General features: G+C 42.6%; 18 protein-coding genes. 7 read left to right on the top strand and 11 right to left on the bottom strand.

Annotated features, from left to right (window positions below):
• Positions 1 to 8: 8 nt before the first annotated feature.
• Entirely contained in the window at positions 9 to 638 is a 630-nt protein-coding gene (locus tag AC04NP_RS24105) for a TetR/AcrR family transcriptional regulator (protein ID WP_482862562.1), read from the bottom strand.
• Between the two features lie 43 nt (positions 639 to 681).
• Positions 682 to 957, bottom strand: a complete 276-nt coding sequence (locus AC04NP_RS24110) for an acyl carrier protein (RefSeq protein ID WP_482862563.1) — start codon at positions 955 to 957, stop codon at positions 682 to 684.
• A 307-nt stretch (positions 958 to 1,264) separates the two neighbouring features.
• Here AC04NP_RS24110 and AC04NP_RS24115 point away from each other — a divergent pair, with 307 nt between their 5' ends.
• Positions 1,265 to 1,609 (top strand): hypothetical protein, encoded by a 345-nt coding sequence (locus tag AC04NP_RS24115; protein WP_482862565.1) that lies wholly within the window; start codon positions 1,265 to 1,267, stop codon positions 1,607 to 1,609.
• Positions 1,610 to 1,621: 12 nt separating this feature from the next.
• Here AC04NP_RS24115 and AC04NP_RS24120 read toward each other — a convergent pair whose 3' ends face one another.
• Positions 1,622 to 1,993, bottom strand: coding sequence for a hypothetical protein (locus AC04NP_RS24120; RefSeq protein WP_482862566.1), 372 nt, complete (start codon positions 1,991 to 1,993; stop codon positions 1,622 to 1,624).
• 603 nt (positions 1,994 to 2,596) lie between these two features.
• Complete coding sequence (locus tag AC04NP_RS24125) at positions 2,597 to 3,061, bottom strand: hypothetical protein (RefSeq protein ID WP_482862567.1); 465 nt, start codon at positions 3,059 to 3,061, stop codon at positions 2,597 to 2,599.
• 82 nt (positions 3,062 to 3,143) lie between these two features.
• Here AC04NP_RS24125 and AC04NP_RS24130 point away from each other — a divergent pair, with 82 nt between their 5' ends.
• Positions 3,144 to 3,434: an SAP domain-containing protein gene (locus AC04NP_RS24130; RefSeq protein ID WP_482862568.1), complete on the top strand. Its 291-nt coding sequence runs from the start codon at positions 3,144 to 3,146 to the stop codon at positions 3,432 to 3,434.
• A gap of 52 nt (positions 3,435 to 3,486) precedes the next feature.
• Positions 3,487 to 4,782: a DASH family cryptochrome gene (locus AC04NP_RS24135; RefSeq protein WP_482862569.1), complete on the top strand. Its 1,296-nt coding sequence runs from the start codon at positions 3,487 to 3,489 to the stop codon at positions 4,780 to 4,782.
• A gap of 130 nt (positions 4,783 to 4,912) precedes the next feature.
• On the opposite strand, the gene AC04NP_RS24140 is transcribed toward AC04NP_RS24135, so the two are convergent.
• Positions 4,913 to 6,031: a Fic family protein gene (locus tag AC04NP_RS24140; protein WP_482862570.1), complete on the bottom strand. Its 1,119-nt coding sequence runs from the start codon at positions 6,029 to 6,031 to the stop codon at positions 4,913 to 4,915.
• Between the two features lie 812 nt (positions 6,032 to 6,843).
• Here AC04NP_RS24140 and AC04NP_RS24145 point away from each other — a divergent pair.
• Positions 6,844 to 7,356, top strand: a complete 513-nt coding sequence (locus tag AC04NP_RS24145) for a DUF1905 domain-containing protein (protein WP_482862571.1) — start codon at positions 6,844 to 6,846, stop codon at positions 7,354 to 7,356.
• Positions 7,357 to 7,472: 116 nt separating this feature from the next.
• Here AC04NP_RS24145 and AC04NP_RS24150 read toward each other — a convergent pair whose 3' ends face one another.
• Entirely contained in the window at positions 7,473 to 7,709 is a 237-nt protein-coding gene (locus AC04NP_RS24150) for a hypothetical protein (protein ID WP_482862572.1), read from the bottom strand.
• Between the two features lie 6 nt (positions 7,710 to 7,715).
• Positions 7,716 to 10,043 carry an SUMF1/EgtB/PvdO family nonheme iron enzyme gene (locus tag AC04NP_RS24155; protein ID WP_482862573.1) on the bottom strand — a complete coding sequence of 776 codons (2,328 nt, stop codon included), beginning with the start codon at positions 10,041 to 10,043 and terminating at the stop codon, positions 7,716 to 7,718.
• 51 nt (positions 10,044 to 10,094) lie between these two features.
• Here AC04NP_RS24155 and AC04NP_RS24160 point away from each other — a divergent pair, with 51 nt between their 5' ends.
• Entirely contained in the window at positions 10,095 to 10,706 is a 612-nt protein-coding gene (locus AC04NP_RS24160; protein ID WP_482862582.1) for a sulfatase/phosphatase domain-containing protein, read from the top strand.
• Between the two features lie 599 nt (positions 10,707 to 11,305).
• On the opposite strand, the gene AC04NP_RS24165 is transcribed toward AC04NP_RS24160, so the two are convergent.
• The 4 genes from AC04NP_RS24165 to AC04NP_RS24180 form a co-directional block, all read right to left on the bottom strand.
• Complete coding sequence (locus tag AC04NP_RS24165; protein ID WP_482862574.1) at positions 11,306 to 12,631, bottom strand: NupC/NupG family nucleoside CNT transporter; 1,326 nt, start codon at positions 12,629 to 12,631, stop codon at positions 11,306 to 11,308.
• A gap of 96 nt (positions 12,632 to 12,727) precedes the next feature.
• A complete protein-coding gene (locus AC04NP_RS24170; RefSeq protein ID WP_482862575.1) occupies positions 12,728 to 13,333 on the bottom strand; it encodes a bifunctional nuclease family protein in 606 nt (201 codons plus the stop codon).
• A gap of 105 nt (positions 13,334 to 13,438) precedes the next feature.
• The gene (locus AC04NP_RS24175) at positions 13,439 to 14,395 is read right to left on the bottom strand and encodes an electron transfer flavoprotein subunit alpha/FixB family protein (RefSeq protein WP_482862576.1); all 957 of its coding nucleotides are present in this window, start codon (positions 14,393 to 14,395) and stop codon (positions 13,439 to 13,441) included.
• 44 nt (positions 14,396 to 14,439) lie between these two features.
• Positions 14,440 to 15,177, bottom strand: a complete 738-nt coding sequence (locus tag AC04NP_RS24180; RefSeq protein WP_482862577.1) for an electron transfer flavoprotein subunit beta/FixA family protein — start codon at positions 15,175 to 15,177, stop codon at positions 14,440 to 14,442.
• A gap of 68 nt (positions 15,178 to 15,245) precedes the next feature.
• Between AC04NP_RS24180 and AC04NP_RS24185 the strand changes: the two genes are divergently transcribed.
• Both AC04NP_RS24185 and AC04NP_RS24190 read left to right on the top strand, forming a co-directional pair.
• Positions 15,246 to 15,572, top strand: coding sequence for a tetratricopeptide repeat protein (locus tag AC04NP_RS24185; RefSeq protein ID WP_482862579.1), 327 nt, complete (start codon positions 15,246 to 15,248; stop codon positions 15,570 to 15,572).
• A 218-nt stretch (positions 15,573 to 15,790) separates the two neighbouring features.
• A partial coding sequence (locus AC04NP_RS24190) for an OmpA family protein (RefSeq protein WP_482862580.1) occupies positions 15,791 to 17,065 on the top strand: 1,275 nt, incomplete at its 3' end.

The raw sequence follows: 17,065 nt of genomic DNA on the forward strand, positions 1-17,065 counted from the left end.
GTAAAAATTTAATCCGGTTTTTTCAGATAAAAATAACTCATAATCATTTCCGGAATCATTTCCTTCCTTTCCTCCAATAGTTTATCATAAGCTTCTGACGAAAGGTTAACCTTACGCATCATTAAGGCCTTTGATATAAAAGGGAAGGCCGTTAGACTGATTAAATTCATAAAGAAGTGTGCATGATGGACTGACCGGATCACACCTTTGTCTGCCAATTCCTCCAATTGTTTCTTAAGTATATTAATATGCTGCTGGGTGTCGAGCATTTTGTCGACTTTATCAGGATTACTCTGAGACTCTGACATAATAAACAGCGGGACATAAGGGTTCTCCTTGAAGAAATCAATATATCTATGCACAAACTTGCGGATCTTCAGGTGTACCGGTTCGATACTGCTCAGTATCTCATCCATTGCCCCGGAAAACTTCCTGAGGGCTTCGCCAATAACAATCTCGAAGAGTTTATCTTTACTCCGGTAATAATAGTGAAGTGAAGCAATGTTGATGCCCGCCTCTTCGGCAATATCCCTTGTTTTTGTCGCGGCAAAGCCCTTTTTCACAAAAACCCGGGCGGCAGCTTCTTTGATACGCTCTTCGGTACTTTGAGTTGCTAATAGATCATTTTCCTGTTTCATGATACAAAAGTATTAAATCAAAATATTTAATCATATGATTAAATCAAAAATTTATTGGAGGACCATTACGGTTTAATTCAACCGATACGGCCTCCACCAAATCGCCTACTGTGACAATATTTTCCACAATCTCCTCAGGAATTTCTATGCCATAAAATTTTTCGATCATGATCACAGCTTCTACCTGGTCCAATGAATCCAGGCCCAGATCATTTCTCAAAGCATGTTGGTCCGTAGGATCATGATGTATTGCCCCGGCCGATTTTAAAATAGCTCCGATCTTTGTGGCGATGTTTTTATGATTTATGAAGTGTTTCATGGTATGGAGTCGATTTCAGTCATAGTATGACGCCAGGTCATACCATAACTACTTGTCTAAATTAATCATTTGATTAAATCAAACGATTGATATTTGCTTTTGGTTACATAACCATTGGTTTTTTATCCTCTTCAAGGATAAAAAGGTAATTACAGCAATTATACCACCGTACCTGCATAAGGCAAAACTATACAGAAAATTTTGTATTTTAATAGTCACCTGTAAAAATCCGTTAAAAGCCCCTGGAAAAATGGATTTTCACTCAATTTGCCGGAATTTTTAACCAATCCTTAATCTTCCGGCTAAAGTGCGGCCACAATCGTATGTACCTGACCTTGTAAAACCTGTTTTACTTCTTTTCCCCGGAGGCCTATTACCTCAAAACAGTGGCCCTAGCAGGTTTGCAGAAAGAAAGCAGGAAGCAGTCGCCGCACGGAGATTCAACAACGCCATACCTTACCAGGATGTGCTGCCTCAGGATATCAGAGAAAACCTCGCCAGCAAATACAAGGACAAGTTTGATAAGATCAATTATGTAGATACAGAAGGTTTCCACAGATACCTGGCGGAACTGGAAAACGAGGATACGGAAATCAACCTGAAGATCAGTCCGGAAGGTGAATGGCTGAGCGAAACCATCGAAAAAGATTAAGCACAGATTTACCTATTTATACTGTTCATAAATAGGTTTGAAAAAGGTCGGAAATTTATAAATATCCACTTCCGTAAATTTCATATGCGCTGTAACGGTAAGAATACCCTTATCGAGGTAATGCACTGTTCTTGCTTTACCAAACGGGAAGGGTTTTATTATTTGAACGGCGATGACCGGCTTGTTGGGAAAATAGGGATGGATATACAGGAGTTCCGGCTGGCATTTCCTGTTGTAGGGTTTGTAAATGGGCGTTTTTTTACCGGCATCCCCGTATTTATAGCGACAAAATTGTATGTATGGATCCTCCTCGTTTTTACGGTACAGCCAGGTGAAGTTTCTGGGCTGGTACCCTGCCTTCAGCAGACTGCCAAATGTCCTCACGTTCAGAGTATATATTTACCAGTAAATTTAGTAAAAATACTAGCATAAATAGTAAACAATAGTTCGAAAATATTGATTTTTTTATTTGGAAAGGATAAAACCATATGACGATGAATTTGAAAGAAAAGGTAGCAGCAGTGGTACTTACACCATAAAATTTAATATCGGCGGTATGAATGGATGCCAGAAAAATCGTAGTTCAATACTAAGAAAATAGTTAAATAAAATAATAAAACCGGCGCTATGTAATAATTCAAGATAAATTATTTAAAATCCAAAGCATATTTCTGAATTAATCGCATGATCAATCCCGTTCTGAAATATGCTTCACAAATAACCGGGTTATCGCACAGCCCCAGGCTAACAAATGATTTTAACAGGAAGTCATAGTATGATTTTGAGTTGTACCTGAATCAGATAACATCTTAACATACTGGATAAAGGGTTCTAACAGATTGCTGTCAGAGCAAAAATTGATCCGGCCCTAAACGCTGTAAGCAGCCTAAAGACTTCGAAGCAACTACATAGCCAAGACTGGAAACATAATGCCTATGACACAATCTCTTCGGTATGCCTGATTTAATTGCCTGTGCATGGCTATTTTTAATCCTCTAAACTACACCTGTCCAGCGTCAGTTTTTCCATCTCACGCCTCGCCGTACGTTCAGTAACCTCCGTAAGCTCTACCCTGGTCCTTGTAAAACTGGTTTTAACATTCGTTTTGATGAAGTATACCTCGCCTGCTTCCAATGGTATTTTTAGTCCGGTCACCTTTTTAGGCCAGAGCTGTACACCGCCAACCTGGACCCTAAAATCGGAGTCACCGGGTTCTCGCTGGTAAATGATGAACTTTTTATTGCTCAACTTGCATATCTTATCCCCGCTTTCAAAAATAGCCCAGTTTTGGGCAGCGGAAAAATACTGGGGAGTTCTGTAAATAACAACCGTCGCCAGGTCGGGATTATCCTTTACTTTTTTAAGCTCGGGATACAGTTGCGCATTAGCATAATTTGCTGCCAGGATCAGGAGGAGGAAAATTATATGTTTTTTGCCATTCAAACATTTCATGTATCATGGAGTTTTAAAATTAAATCATCTTATTATCACTTAAATCTAAAATATTTTGAATAAAACCATCAAATCTGAATTTATGGAACATGTAAGATGTAAAGGCAATAGTCAACAAATAAAAAAACCGGACTTTGCAGAAATAAAATCAGGCACAGAATTTAATCAATGGTATTGGTTAAAAGATGAGTTGATAGAAATCTGCAGGCAGATCGATCTTCCCTACCATGGCGGAAAGTTTGAATTAAGGGATAGAATAATGTACACCCTGGACAATAGAGGCAAGCTGAAAGCCGGTGTAAAAAAGAAAAAACCGAAGTCTTCATTCAACTGGGCTAAATCCAGACAGGCAGCAAACAAATATATACCCTAAACGTTCTTCCAATGCAATTTTTGCATAAAGGTCGGTTTAAAAAACAGTTAAAATGAAAGCATTGGTTTGGTTCAGGAAAGATTTGAGGGTTAAAGATAATGTTACCTTGTCAAATGCATTGGAGAATTTTACAGATATTTATCCGGTATATTGCTTTGATCCGCGCGAATTTGCCCTGTCTAATCAAGGATTTAACCGCACAGGGCCTTACCGGGCCAAGTTCCTGTTAGAATCTGTCGCTACCTTGAAAAACACGCTAATGGCACTAGGCAGTACGCTCATCGTCAAGATGGGTGATCCCACTGAAGTCATACCAGCACTTGCCCGGGAATTAAAGGTGAAAACTGTATTGGCCAGCAAAGAAGCCGCTATCGGGGAAACAAACATAGAAAATTTGCTGGAACAAAAGCTGTGGGGCGCCGGTATTGAATTCGAACTCTTCTGGCAAAGCACTTTGTACAATCTTGCCGATATTCCATGGCCTATCAAGCGGCTGCCTGAAATATTTACTGATTTTAGAAAACAGGCAGAAACGGAGTCGTTTATCAGGGATTTGATGCCTGCGGTCAATGAAGTCAGGACTTTTGCACGGGTAGACTCTGAAGAAATTCCAACTTTGGAAGACCTGGGATTGAACATGCCTGAGATCGATTCCAGGGTGGTGCTGGATTTTCAGGGAGGTGAAAAAGCAGCGCTGGAAAGATTAAAAAACTACTTGTGGGAAACCAAGCTTTTGAGCAAGTACAAGGAGACTCGCAATGGTTTAATTGGGGCCAACTACTCTTCAAAACTTTCACCTTGGTTAGCATTGGGATGCATTTCACCCAGGACAATTTACTATGAAGTGAAAAAATATGAAGCGGAAATTATCAAAAATTCATCCACCTACTGGCTTATCTTTGAGCTTGTCTGGCGGGATTATTTCAGGTTCATCGCAAAAAAGCACGGTGCCAAGTTATTCAGGGTCAACGGCATCAGGGAAAGAGAAATTGAATTCAATGAAGATAAAGATGCTTTTAAAAAGTGGTGCGAAGGCAAAACCAGCCAGCCATTTGTTAATGCCAACATGATGGAACTGAATTCCACCGGCTTCATGTCAAACCGTGGTCGCCAGATTGTGGCAAGTTTTCTGGCGCACGACCTCAAAGTCAAATGGACCTGGGGAGCGGCCTATTTTGAGTCATTGCTGATCGACTATGATCCTGCCAGTAACTGGGGAAACTGGAATTACATGGCCGGTGTAGGCAATGACCCCAGAAAAGACCGGTATTTCAACGTTGAAAGCCAGGCCGCCAAATATGATCCCAAAAATGAATACATAAACTTGTGGAATGAAAGTGTCGGATAGGCCGTTTTATTGACGACTGCTGCGAAACCTCAACACATGATGCGCTAGCTATGTAAGGGAATTTTGCCGAAAGCATGGTGCTGCAGTCACATACCGCTTGCGCAAAGTTATGCGGCCTACCGCCAATAGCTCAATTATTCTCAGAGTTAAGTGCTATCAACCTGTAGTTGGTACTGCGGCCACCTGCATTTTCTTTTTCCAGTACATCCTGATCGATTAGATTTTGAATGTCTCTCAGTGCCGTATCTTGCGAACACTTGGTGATTTTTGCCCATTTGGAGGTTGTTAGCTTACCATAGAAACCGTCAAGTAGCCTGTTCAACATAAGTCTTTGCCTGTCATTCAGGCTTTTTGATACTAGCAAATCCCAGTACCTGGCTTTATAGATGACACCCGATAATGTATCTTCAGCAGTGTCCAATGCACGCCCGAGACAAGCGAGAAACCACTCGAGCCAGGCAGTGATATCTAGTGAACCTTTCTGAGTTTTCTCAAGGATCTGATAGTAAGCTTTACGTTCCTGGCGGATTTGAGTAGACATACTGTAAAAGCGTTGTTTTATTTTATCCGCCCTGGTTAGTTGCATATCCGTGATTGTTCTCGCCAACCGGCCATTTCCATCATCAAACGGATGGATAGTGATAAACCAAAGGTGGGCTACACCCGCCTTTATGATGGGTTGCATCATTGTAGTGGTATTAAACCATTTGAAAAACTTTGTCATCTCTCTTGAGAGCTGGTTTGCTGGCGGGGCTTGGAAGTGTACTTTCTCTTTCCCCATGGCACCGGATACCACCTGCATAGGATCATCAGGATGATTATCACGCCATGCACCAACGACAATTCGGTGCATACCGCTATGTCCTGTTGGAAATAAGGCTGCATGCCACCCAAATAAACGGCTCTCAGTCAAGGGGGATTCAAAGCCCTGGGTAGCGTCAATCATCGCTTCTACCACGCCATCTATGGAACGGTCAGATGGCACCAGTCCGGCAATATTCATCCCAAATCTCCTGGCGATAGAAGATCTTACCTGATCAGAATCAAGTATTTCACCTTCAATTTCATGGGATTTGAGAATTTCGGAGGTCATATTCAACAAGCTGGCTTCACTTTGCAATGAAAACCCTAACCGCTCCATACGACCGATGAGCCGTCCCTGCTTATGGCTAACTTCTGCTAATAATCCGGTGAGTTTTGCTTCATCCCATACGAATCCCGGCCAGTCGGCATGTTGATAGATATACATTTATTCTCCGCATTTTATGCGTCAAATATATCTATTATTCTCCACATTTTCAATCTATTCTCCGCATTTTTTGCAGTAATTATGCAATTATTCTCCGCAAGAGAATATATTCTCAGTATTTTTTGCGGAGATTATTTATTTATTCTCCGCATTTTTTGCAGGTTATATTTCTTTTTTCTCCGCAAATAAATAAGTACATTTTTTTAACAATCAAGCGCAATTGTCAATTGTAAACTGTCAATTGTCAATTATTCAACGGTACGCACCCTTGGTCCCGCTATTAGGAGATCATCTCATCCTATCATCATTGAGGCTATCGGATAGCGCAAGCGAGACGTGGCGGCTGTTACGCATCGTATAACAAAGAAGCTGGCGCGCGTTTAGCGCAGGTAACGCGTGCCTTCAACGTGGAACACGCACTTCCGTTTCACGCAAGCGTGCGCCGGCTTTTATTATTTTCAGAAAAAAAGTTGTGCAACAGCCACAAAACACTTGCGACATACTTTTAACCCAACCTATCAAACTCGTAACAAACAGAAAGTCAAACCCGCAAAACGAAACACAGAACCCGGTTAATATACGATCTCAAAATCCAAACCCCTTGCAGATTCAATACATAACTTCATGTCATTAGGACAATTCACAATGAGTCTGATCAATCGCCAGGGTGATTGATCTCATGAAGACAGGAATCTGTTTCCAAACTATTTGCCTTAACCCTTTGTTTGTAAAGGCGAGTATATACAATACTTTCATTCATATCCTCACATTTACTACATCTGGAAAGTTAGGGATTTTATGAATTTGATTTATTGGGAATTTTAACGCCACACTTTACTTTCGAGCAACCTATAAAGCAATTAGAAAAACGCAAAGGAGGTTACTACTACCTCACCATCACAGCAGATATTGTGGGCAAGTATGAGAAAAAACGGGCCACAAGACTGCAATGCATCATTGATCAAAAGGTATCTTTTTCCTGCGGATTAAATCACCTGGGCGATGGCAATTACTTTATTGTAGCGACACGCCATGTCAAATCACTGGGCAAGCAGGAAAATGATGTGGTGACATTTGAAATATCTGAAGACCCCAATCCCCTCGGAGTTGAATTACCTGAAGTCCTGCAGGTACTTATTAATCAGTACCCTGATGCCAAAAAAATTCACGACAGCTTTACAGATGGCAAAAAAAGAAGCCTGATATATTCCATCAAGGTTATAAAATTGTTAATTGATCAGCGCGGGAACTGCCACTCACCCCCTGCCTGGTTGTGTTGTCATTTCAAGATTCCGCACATTATCATGGCATGGGTTTCATATTGAATTGCTATGATAAAAGCAGCAAAATGAAGGTTTTCATAGATTGATCCGATTCATGCGCATCTCCACAAGGTCGCGGTATGGCATCTTCAAAGCCTCGCTTAAAAAGGAGATACCGATCAAATGCAGGCCTGATCTTTGTTGTCCGCAAACCGGCTCAGAATAATGTTAAGTTGTTTGTTATTCCAACCCAGGTGATGTCCGAATCGGATGAAATTTATGCTGGAAAAACCTGATTTTTTTCCGTCCATCAACAAGGCAAACGCCTCAGGATCTTTGGGTAAGACGATTCTTGTATTTAAAAAATCATAGGCAGGTGCAAGCTCCCATTCTCCATCGAGGTCAATACAAGACAAGTCCGGCTATTTGATCACTACAATTTTCAAAGTGCTGATAATACCCTTACTTGTCACAATCCTGCATAAGTAAACGCCTGCATCTGCAGGCACTCCCCGCTCATTGTTACCATTCCAATAGACTTGCAACGTGGTTTGGTCTAACTGATAGGCTTTGATCAATCCGCCCTGAAGGGTTGTAATTTCAAGTGTCGCAGGATCATTGAGACGTTCTTCAAGCTGTATTATGGCACCGCCCCTGGTGGGGTTAGGATATATTTTTACAAAATTCCGTTCTTCATCATGCAAACCGCTGATTACAGCCCTTTGGAAATCTTGTCCGTCTATATTTTCTTTCACACCGGCAAACGTTTTTTGTTCCGGAACAAAAGTAAACCCTTCTTTGAAAGGAATGACTGTACCTGACCACCCGGCAGGAACTTCAGCCTCGTAGTACCCGCTATTGTTAGTAAGGATTTCTCCGGGAAACCCATCCAGTAATACCCCGGCAATAGGTTCACTGTTCGCGTTAGAGACAGTACCCGAAATCAAATAGTTTCCTGCATAAATTCCTGTAAAATGCTGATCTTCTTGCAAGCTGTTCAGATTATCGTAAGACCTGGATTCAGGTGAGAATGTATAGTCAGCCAATGTCGGACGGATGGTTCCGCTCCATTGTGCAGGTACTTCCGCTTCGTATTCTCCCAACGCATCGGTCGATACTGTTTGCGGCAGGCCGGTTAATGTTACCTGTTGCATGGGTGTTCCTGATTCATCTTTGATCGTTCCCTTGATCAGGTAGTTTCCTGAGAATGTAGCGGTAAAATTCAGGTCAGCGACAGATGATGTCAGGTTAGTAACGTCTATACTTTCGGGTGTGAAGGTATAACCTTCCAGGACTGGGGTGATGATTCCGGACCAACCAGACGCTTCTCTGGTGTTGAACCGGCCATTGGCATCCGATTGAACATTCTCAGAAAATCCTGATAACCGGACACTTTCGAGCGGGTTACCATCCTTGTCGATCACCGCCCCGGATAGCCCTGGCCGCTCCGTAATAACGGTTTGTGCGAGGCGGATGCCAGCATCGTTAATGTATTGCAGCACTGCGAGATAACCCCGGCGCTTTACCCTTATCGGACCAGTATGTGATCCTCCACGCGCTACCCTGCCCCGCCCCCCAAAGGGTGTGGTGTTAAGGGGATTATGGGAGGGGCTGGTGCCATAAAATGTTGGAGAATAAAAGTCTTTACATATTTCATTAACATTACCGGTCATGTCATAAATACCCAATTCATTGGGCTTGTACTGGCCTACCGGACTGGTATAGCGGGGATTAAGTGGATCGTCAAACGGAACACCCAGGTTATGGGCTGCTACTTCATTCGAGTCATTGCTGCCGCTGTATAGGTAACCTTCACTCCTGTTTCCTCCCATTGCAGCATACTCCCACTCTGCCTCGGTCGGCAAGCGGTAATTGTTTCCCAGCCAACGGGCAAACCAGGCGGCCCCATCATAAGTCATAAACTTTACCGGATGATTTTCAAAAAAAGGATCCAACTCAAAGGAGGTACCATTCCAGATAATCGGCGAATCGAAGGGCACTTCATAACCTATGGAACGGTCTGTACGGGTAGCATCAAACACCTGGCACAAATGCCTGCCGTTAAAGGTGACATTTTTGTAGAGGAATGAAAGCCTCCTGTGCGCCCTTAATGAATTGACCAGACTGGTATTTTCAACAATACTATTGAGGAAAGCCACATAGTGCTGATTCACAACTTCATATTTGGCTATCAGGAAATCATCCAATCTTACTTCATGGGGTGGCTTTTCGTCCGGTTCCAGGTCGCTTCTCATAATGAAAGTTCCACCTTCCACATAGACGGTCTCAATGGAAAAATCAGGTCTGTTACCCCAGGTGGTGAACGAAAAAACCGGATAACTTTCCATAAAGCCTGTGCCGTCTTTTACGACCACTTTCCAGTAATGCCGTCCATATGCTGCCAGCGTATGTTGGTAAGTATTTGTTGAGAGATCTGATGCGATAAGGTGTTGGGGGTTAGGATCCTGTCCCACATATAAATCATAAGTCAACGGGTCATTATCTTTATCTGTGGCCTCCTCCCAACTGAAAGTAACCCGGAAAGTGGTGTTGGTTTTTCCGTCGGAGGGAGCCAGCAGGTTACCAGGCACAGGTTGATCGGGAACATAGTTTTCAACCTGAAAGCTATGTATATCTGAAGAGGAAAGATAGCCATTATAGCCATCCACGGCTGCTACGCGCCAGTAATAATAGCCCTGGTCCTCCAGGCTGTTCAGGTCAAATTCCGTAACGGTCAAACTGGTTGCCACGGGCTGAAGATTATTCGAAACGCGACCTACGTAAACATTGTAAGCGGTGAACTGGAGAATACGTTGATCATGTTTTTGGTCGACAATGGGTCATGTCCATTTTACACCAATAAAGTCAAAGATGTACCCCCGGGGCCGGCTCATTCCTACTGGAGTCTGAGGGCTACCTGGGCTAATCTGGGCAACACACCTTACAGGCAATACAAGCAATGTGGCCATGAAGGCGGGAGTCATACCCCGTTTATCGCTTACTGGCCCGGTGTGATCACCGAAAACACCATCACCCATCAACCGGGACATGTTGTTGACATGGCCCCAACATTTTTGGATATCCTGGATATGGAATATCCTGATTCGGTAAATGGTTACGCTACACTTCCACTGCATGGAAGTTCACTATTACCGGTTTTTCAAGGCAAAAAACGCCAGAAACCCGCCTATTTTATCTCCGGTCTGGACAAATTCAGGATGTTTCGAAGTGGTGATTACAAAATTGTACGTTTGAATGGCGGGGACTGGGAATTATACAATATCGAGGACGCCCCTACCGAATTAAATGATCTGGCAAAAGATTTTCCTGAAAAAGTCGATGAATTATCCGGTTATTACAACCGGGTTGATAATGACATGGCGGCAACAGTAAATGCTGGGACGGGAGATTGAGCCTTAAATTTACCCGCTAGTCATCGACCGCCTGAAATACCGGTTGCCGGAACATCCAGCCTGTTTTATCAGATGTTTTTCCCTGGGTTTGCTTCAAAAGTACGCCAATGATTTTCTCTTCGGGATCTGCAAAGTATTGTGGATTAAAAAGTATTGTGTATTAAAATACCCTCCCCAATTAAAAGTTCATTTACTGCCAATGCCGTCCATGTCCTGTCCCTTTCGGTTTACCACACCGAATGCAAGGCCATAATGCTTGCCATTCCCTTGCCAAGTATAAGCTTCGCCTGGATTATGATGCAAAGGTAGCCTCGCAAGTTTTTGAACACTTTCGCCGATAGCTAGCTATAGCTTCGGTGGTAAACAGATCGGTGATACCGGGTTTATGGTATATTTTTCTGAAACGCCCGTCACCGTCAATCACACCATTACCCAAACCTGAAGTGTGTGTCAAAAGATAGCGAATGGTCATGTGGGTTAGGGCGACCACCCCCGGAATGTCGTCATTTTCATTGGAAACTTAAGTTACAAACTTAAGCCAGGGCAGACGTAAACTGAGGACTATATTCTTGAGAGGGCAGCGGGGTGTCACACGCCGGTTAAGAAATAATAGCCCCAGCCACGGTAGCAGTGAGCATACATGCAATCGTGGCGGCCAATAAGGCTTTCATACCCAGCCGGGATAAGTTGCTCTGTTGATTTGGCGCCATGCCACCAATACCTCCTATCTGTATGGCAATAGAACTAAAATTTGAAAAGCCACAAAGTACATAAGTAGCAATGACCAAAGGCTTTCCTGTAAGCACCTCGGCAGTTTTTTCGGGATCGATCATTTTGGATAAGTTCTCATAGGCAATGAACTCATTAATCACTGTTTTTTGTCCTATAAGGCTGCCTACCCTCAGGGTTTCGCCCCATTCTACGCCCATGACAAAGGCAAATAACCGGAAAACCTGCCCAAGCATATACTGCAACGAAAACCCCTCGAACTGGCCATTGGTGGAACTTATGACGAATTCGTTCAGGCTGGTATATTCTCCCACTACGCCCACAAAAAAGCCATTTAATGCATAAATTATCGCGATGAAGGCCAACAACATGGCCCCGATATTAGCTGCTAGTTTAAGTCCTACCGTGGTGCCATTTGACAGTGCATCTATAAAATTCACCCCGATACTTTCTTTACTCACCTGAAGCCTGGAATCTATATTTTCCGGATGGATTTCAGGGATAATTATTTTAGACACCACGATGGCTGCGGGAGCATTCATGATCGAGGCACTGAGCAGATATGCCGCAAATCTGGTTTGCTCGTCAATGTCCTCTCCGCCTAGCAACGAAACATAAGCTGCCAGAACGGCTCCGGCCATGGTAGCCATGCCACCGGTCATCAAACACATCAACTCTGATTGGGTCATTCTGGAAATAAAAGGCCTTACCAACAGGGGTGCTTCAGTCTGGCCAAGAAAAATATTTCCGGCGGCAGACATGCTTTCAGCCCCGGATAAACGCATGGTGCGGGCCATAACCCAGGCGATACCATAGACGATTTTTTGCAAAATCCCCAAGTAATATAAACCTGTGGATACGGCTGAAAAGAAAATAACAGTAGGCAATACCTGGAAAGCAAACAAAAAACCCAGGCTATGCTTCACCTCCGGGTCTTCGAAACTATTTTTGGCCAGGTCGGAAAAGAGAAATATCGCACCATCGCGGGCAAAACCTAAAAAGGTCACAAATCCATAGCTGATAGCTTCAAAGATCCCGGTGACTACCGGTACCTGTGTAATCAGCACGCCAAAAATAATCTGGAGCAGCATACCAATGCCAACCAGCTTCCAATCAATGCGCTTTTTGTTCGTTGAAAATACATAGGCCACCCCTAGCAAAACTAAAATGCCAAATAAACCTCTGAGGTAATCCATAAGTGAAGGTTAATGATAAATACCGCTAAAAATAAAAAAAGCCTTACCTTTCGGAAAGACTTTTTTTACATATCTCGAATAAATGTCTTCGTCTGATTAATTCCGCTTATTGATTTCATCCCTAATTTTAGCCGCCTCTTCATAATTCTCTTTCTTGAGGGCAGCATCCAATAATTCCTGAAGTTTTTCAGTTGAAAGATCTTTAAACTCCTTGGCGTCTTTTTTTTCTTTCTTTACCACAGTTTTTTTGATTTCAGGCGCTTTTTCCCTGTCTGTGTCTTCCTCCTCCTCATCTGAAAGTACAATCCCCGCTTCAGACAATATGGTTTCATAAGTATAAATCGGCACGTCAAACCGCAGGCCAATGGCTATGGCATCAGACGGTCTGGCATCTATTTCAATAATTTCCCCACCATTATCACACACTATTTTAGCAAAAAACACGCCTTCTTTTAGGTCTGAAATAATGATCTCGTCTATTCTGAAGTTAAAATTATGGGCAAAAGACTTAAACAAATCATGTGTCATAGGCCTGTTCGGAATAATTTTCTCTATCTCGATAGCTATCGCCTGCGCTTCAAACATTCCTATGATAATTGGCAACCGTCTGTTTCCTTCGGTTTCTCCCAGCACCAAGGCAAACGAACCGGACTGTGATTGACTAGAAGAGAGACCTAAGATTTCAAGTTTAATTTTATCCACGGTAACAAAAGTTGGCTAACACAAACATACCAAATAAAAAAAAAACAGGTAAGTATCTAAATAATTATTTTCACTTACCCGTTTTGAATATAATAATGTATTTTATTAATTACTATTTTTCAGGGCTTCAGTTAATTTCGGAATAACCTCAAATGCATCGCCCACTATGCCATAGTCAGCAGCTTTAAAAAATGGTGCTTCCCCATCTTTATTGATAACGACAATCACTTTTGACGAATTAACCCCGGCCAGATGCTGGATAGCCCCTGAAATTCCGACGGCAATATAAAGATTGGGACTTACCTTTATACCGGTCTGACCTACGTGTTCGTGATGAGGCCGCCATTCCATGTCCGAAACCGGCTTACTGCAGCCTGTAGCCGCTCCCAAGGTTTTTGCCAGATCTTCAATCATGCCCCAGTTTTCAGGCCCTTTCAAACCGCGACCTCCTGATACTACAATCTCAGCTTCAGGCAATAATACCTGGCCAGTAGCCTTCTCGGTGCCCGTAATAGTGGCGCTGAAGTCCGTTTCCTGTACTGAAGGGGAAAAGGTTTCAACGGTAGCAGGCGCGCCGTCTTCTTTCAAAGTAGCCGCATTTTTTTTGATGGCAATAATCTTTTTTTCCCCGTTCATGGCTACTATGGCGAAAGCCTTGCCGGTATAAATACTACGTTTCACTTTAAAGCCATCGGTGGTGTCCGGAAGATCCACAACATTTGACGCCAAAGCGGCGTCGGTTTTGATGGCTACCCTGGCCGATACAGCATCACCAAGGGATGATTTAGCTAAGACCAAAGTGTTCGCTCCCTCCTTTTCCATCGCCTCTGCAATGGCCGAAGCGTAAGCCTGTATAACGCCTTGATTGAATTTTTCTTCGGCAACATGCAAAACTTTCTTTGCACCCGCCTTCCCGGTGTTTTCCAATTCACTGGTTTGCACATTGTTTCCCAGGGCGATAGCGGTTACATCATCTCCCAGGTGGGCAGCATAAGATACTGCCTCGAGAGAGGACTTTTTAACGATCCCCTCATCGTGCTCTATAAAAACTAATATTGACATGTCGTACTATATAATGCTTTCAAAACTCATTCAATGAAGAGACATTAAATTACTTTTGCCTCGTTCTTCAGAAGATCGACCAGGGTCGATACATTATCCGGATCAATCATCTGAACCGCCCCTTTTTCTGCCGGTAGCTCAAAAGACTGTAAGTTTGTTTTTTTCTCAGGATCTGCTGGTTCTATCACATTCAATGGCTTTGTTCTTGCTGACATAATTCCCCTCATGTTGGGAATCTTCCATTCGGCAATAGGTTCCTGGCAACCGGCAACAAAGGGAAGGTTAATTTCCAGTGTCTCCTTACCTCCTTCTATCTCTCTCGACAATTTGGCTTTACCTCCTTCTATATCCAACTTCATTACCGGTGAAACTGACGGTAAATTCAATAATTCCCCAACCATACCATGTACCTGACCTCCATTAAAATCGATAGACTCCCTGCCCATTAAAATAAGGTCATAATTACCGTCTTTTGCTACTGCGGCAATTTGCTTGGCTACAAAAAAAGAATCGGTTGGTTCCGCATTAACACGAACGGCCTCATCAGCACCAATGGCCAAAGCCTTTCTGATCGTCGGTTCTGTTTCTGCTCCGCCTACATTCAGAACGGTGACTGTGGCATTATCGCTTTCCTTTAATTCCACCGCCCTTGCCAGGGCATAATCATCGTAAGGACCAATAATGAATTGAACGCCGGTAGTATCGAATTTTGTGTTATTCTCGGTAAAGGATATTTTAGAAGTTGTATCCGGTACGTGGGTGATACAAACTAATATTCTCATATATACAATTTTCCTTTTATTTTCGCACGAAGATAGTAATAAAAAAGGAAATTAGAATCGAATTAACTATGAATTCTGAAAGACTTAAGCAGCTTTTTGATTTTTTGGAGCATGACCCCGAAGATTCATTCACGATTTATGCCATTGCCCTGGAATATCTGCAGGAAAATCAGGAAAAAGCCAAAGAATACCTGGATATTTTGCTTGAAAAGCATCCTGACTATCTGCCCACCTATTATCAGGCGGCTTTACTCTATCAATCCATGAATGAAAATAAAAAAGCTATCAACATATTTGAAAAAGGTATTGAACTGGCCCAGAAGACTAATAGCCTCATGACCAAAAGAGAATTACAAAACGCGCTGAATGAGCTATTATTTGAAGAGGATGATTAGACATTTTTTCGTTTGAAAAACAACTAATGTAAGATTAGGCCTCTTTTACGTAAGGTATTTTATATGCAGACCAGGTTAATTTGTCAGGTAATGACTGGTGTGGGCTATTCTTAGTGGCTGCAAATCAGTAACAACAGTCGGCTGTATTAAACCATTTTGGCCACACCCTTACTCTAAAGATGTTAAGTACTTTAAGGGATTTGGAAAATATTTAAGGTATGAGTGTAAGGATTATTAAAACCACATTTATAATTTTAGTGGCAGGAATGTCTGTTTGTTACAATAGTCAGGCCAAAAATCACTTTGCCAATTTGTTTCAACTTTCGGCGCAAGCCCTCGATTCTACCTATAAGTTCGTACCCGGAACTGCGCAATTGAAAAAAGGACATTATGTAGTGGTCGGTGTATTTGTTAACTATAATAATGCGGTTAATTACACGAAGTATGTATCAGACAAAGGATACCGTACAGCCTATGGCGCCAGGAATGATAAGCAGTATTATTATGTTTATTTGTATCGTTCCGGCACCTGGGAAGATGCTGTTACCAAAACCTATGAGGTAAGGGAAGATATAGAGCTGCATGATGCCTGGGTAATGAGGGTTGGAGTTAACAAAAATGTACGAATAATGGCCAATCAGGAAGTGGCAGCGCCTGAAATACAGGAAGGGCAACCGGAAGAAGGGCTGGCGGATCCTGGTATACAGGAATTAACCGCCAGTTCCACGAAAGAAGACTTCAGCCCGTTGCCCGATAATAGTGCGATAAAAAAAGAGGAGATCAAAGGTGATTATCTTGTCTACGCAAAAACCTATCGGAGCAAGGACAACCAACCAGTACAAAGTCCCATTCAACTGGTAGACAATGAACGGGCCAAGTTGATCAGGCAACTTAAGTCGAATGAATTACAGGGGATTTGGGATCCTAGAAACGGCACCTCATCAGTGAAGCTGATATGCAATTTATTTGGTTACAGAAAGCTGGAACACAATATTAAGCTTAAAGATCCTTTAACAGATAGTACGAGGGCTTTTGTCAGTATCGACGATGACATTATTAATGTTGATTTTAAACTGGAAAGGCTGAAACCGGGAGATATTTCCGTAATGTATAATGTCTATTTCTTTAATGATGCGGCTATTATGCGGCCGGAATCAAAATATGAGATAAACAGTTTGCTCGAAATGCTTGAGGAAAATGACAAAATGAAGGTAAAGATACACGGACATACCAACGGCGGTAAGCCCGGAAGAATCATTAAGCCGGGCAAGGACCAAAATAACTATTTCAGCATGTCAAAAAACAATGTGGAAGGTTTCGGAACGGCCAAGGATTTGTCTGCTGAAAGAGGAGAGCTGATAAAAAGATACCTGGTCGAGCATGGGATCGAGGCAAAGCGATTGTCGGTAAAAGGATGGGGTGGCAAGAAAATGTTGTACGACAGGGGCACGCCTCAGGCCAAAAAGAATATCAGGGTGGAGATTGAGATTTTA

Source organism: Agaribacillus sp. DX54, assembly GCF_056858335.1.

What these genes read in the sequence shown, in the direction of transcription:
- AC04NP_RS24105 (WP_482862562.1), bottom strand. Translation starts at nt 638, where the DNA reads ATGAAACAGGAAAATGATCTATTAGCAACTCAAAGTACCGAAGAGCGT.
- AC04NP_RS24110 (WP_482862563.1), bottom strand. Translation starts at nt 957, where the DNA reads ATGAAACACTTCATAAATCATAAAAACATCGCCACAAAGATCGGAGCT.
- AC04NP_RS24125 (WP_482862567.1), bottom strand. Translation starts at nt 3,061, where the DNA reads ATGAAATGTTTGAATGGCAAAAAACATATAATTTTCCTCCTCCTGATC.
- AC04NP_RS24130 (WP_482862568.1), top strand. Translation starts at nt 3,144, where the DNA reads ATGGAACATGTAAGATGTAAAGGCAATAGTCAACAAATAAAAAAACCG.
- AC04NP_RS24135 (WP_482862569.1), top strand. Translation starts at nt 3,487, where the DNA reads ATGAAAGCATTGGTTTGGTTCAGGAAAGATTTGAGGGTTAAAGATAAT.
- AC04NP_RS24140 (WP_482862570.1), bottom strand. Translation starts at nt 6,031, where the DNA reads ATGTATATCTATCAACATGCCGACTGGCCGGGATTCGTATGGGATGAA.
- AC04NP_RS24165 (WP_482862574.1), bottom strand. Translation starts at nt 12,631, where the DNA reads ATGGATTACCTCAGAGGTTTATTTGGCATTTTAGTTTTGCTAGGGGTG.
- AC04NP_RS24175 (WP_482862576.1), bottom strand. Translation starts at nt 14,395, where the DNA reads ATGTCAATATTAGTTTTTATAGAGCACGATGAGGGGATCGTTAAAAAG.
- AC04NP_RS24180 (WP_482862577.1), bottom strand. Translation starts at nt 15,177, where the DNA reads ATGAGAATATTAGTTTGTATCACCCACGTACCGGATACAACTTCTAAA.
- AC04NP_RS24185 (WP_482862579.1), top strand. Translation starts at nt 15,246, where the DNA reads ATGAATTCTGAAAGACTTAAGCAGCTTTTTGATTTTTTGGAGCATGAC.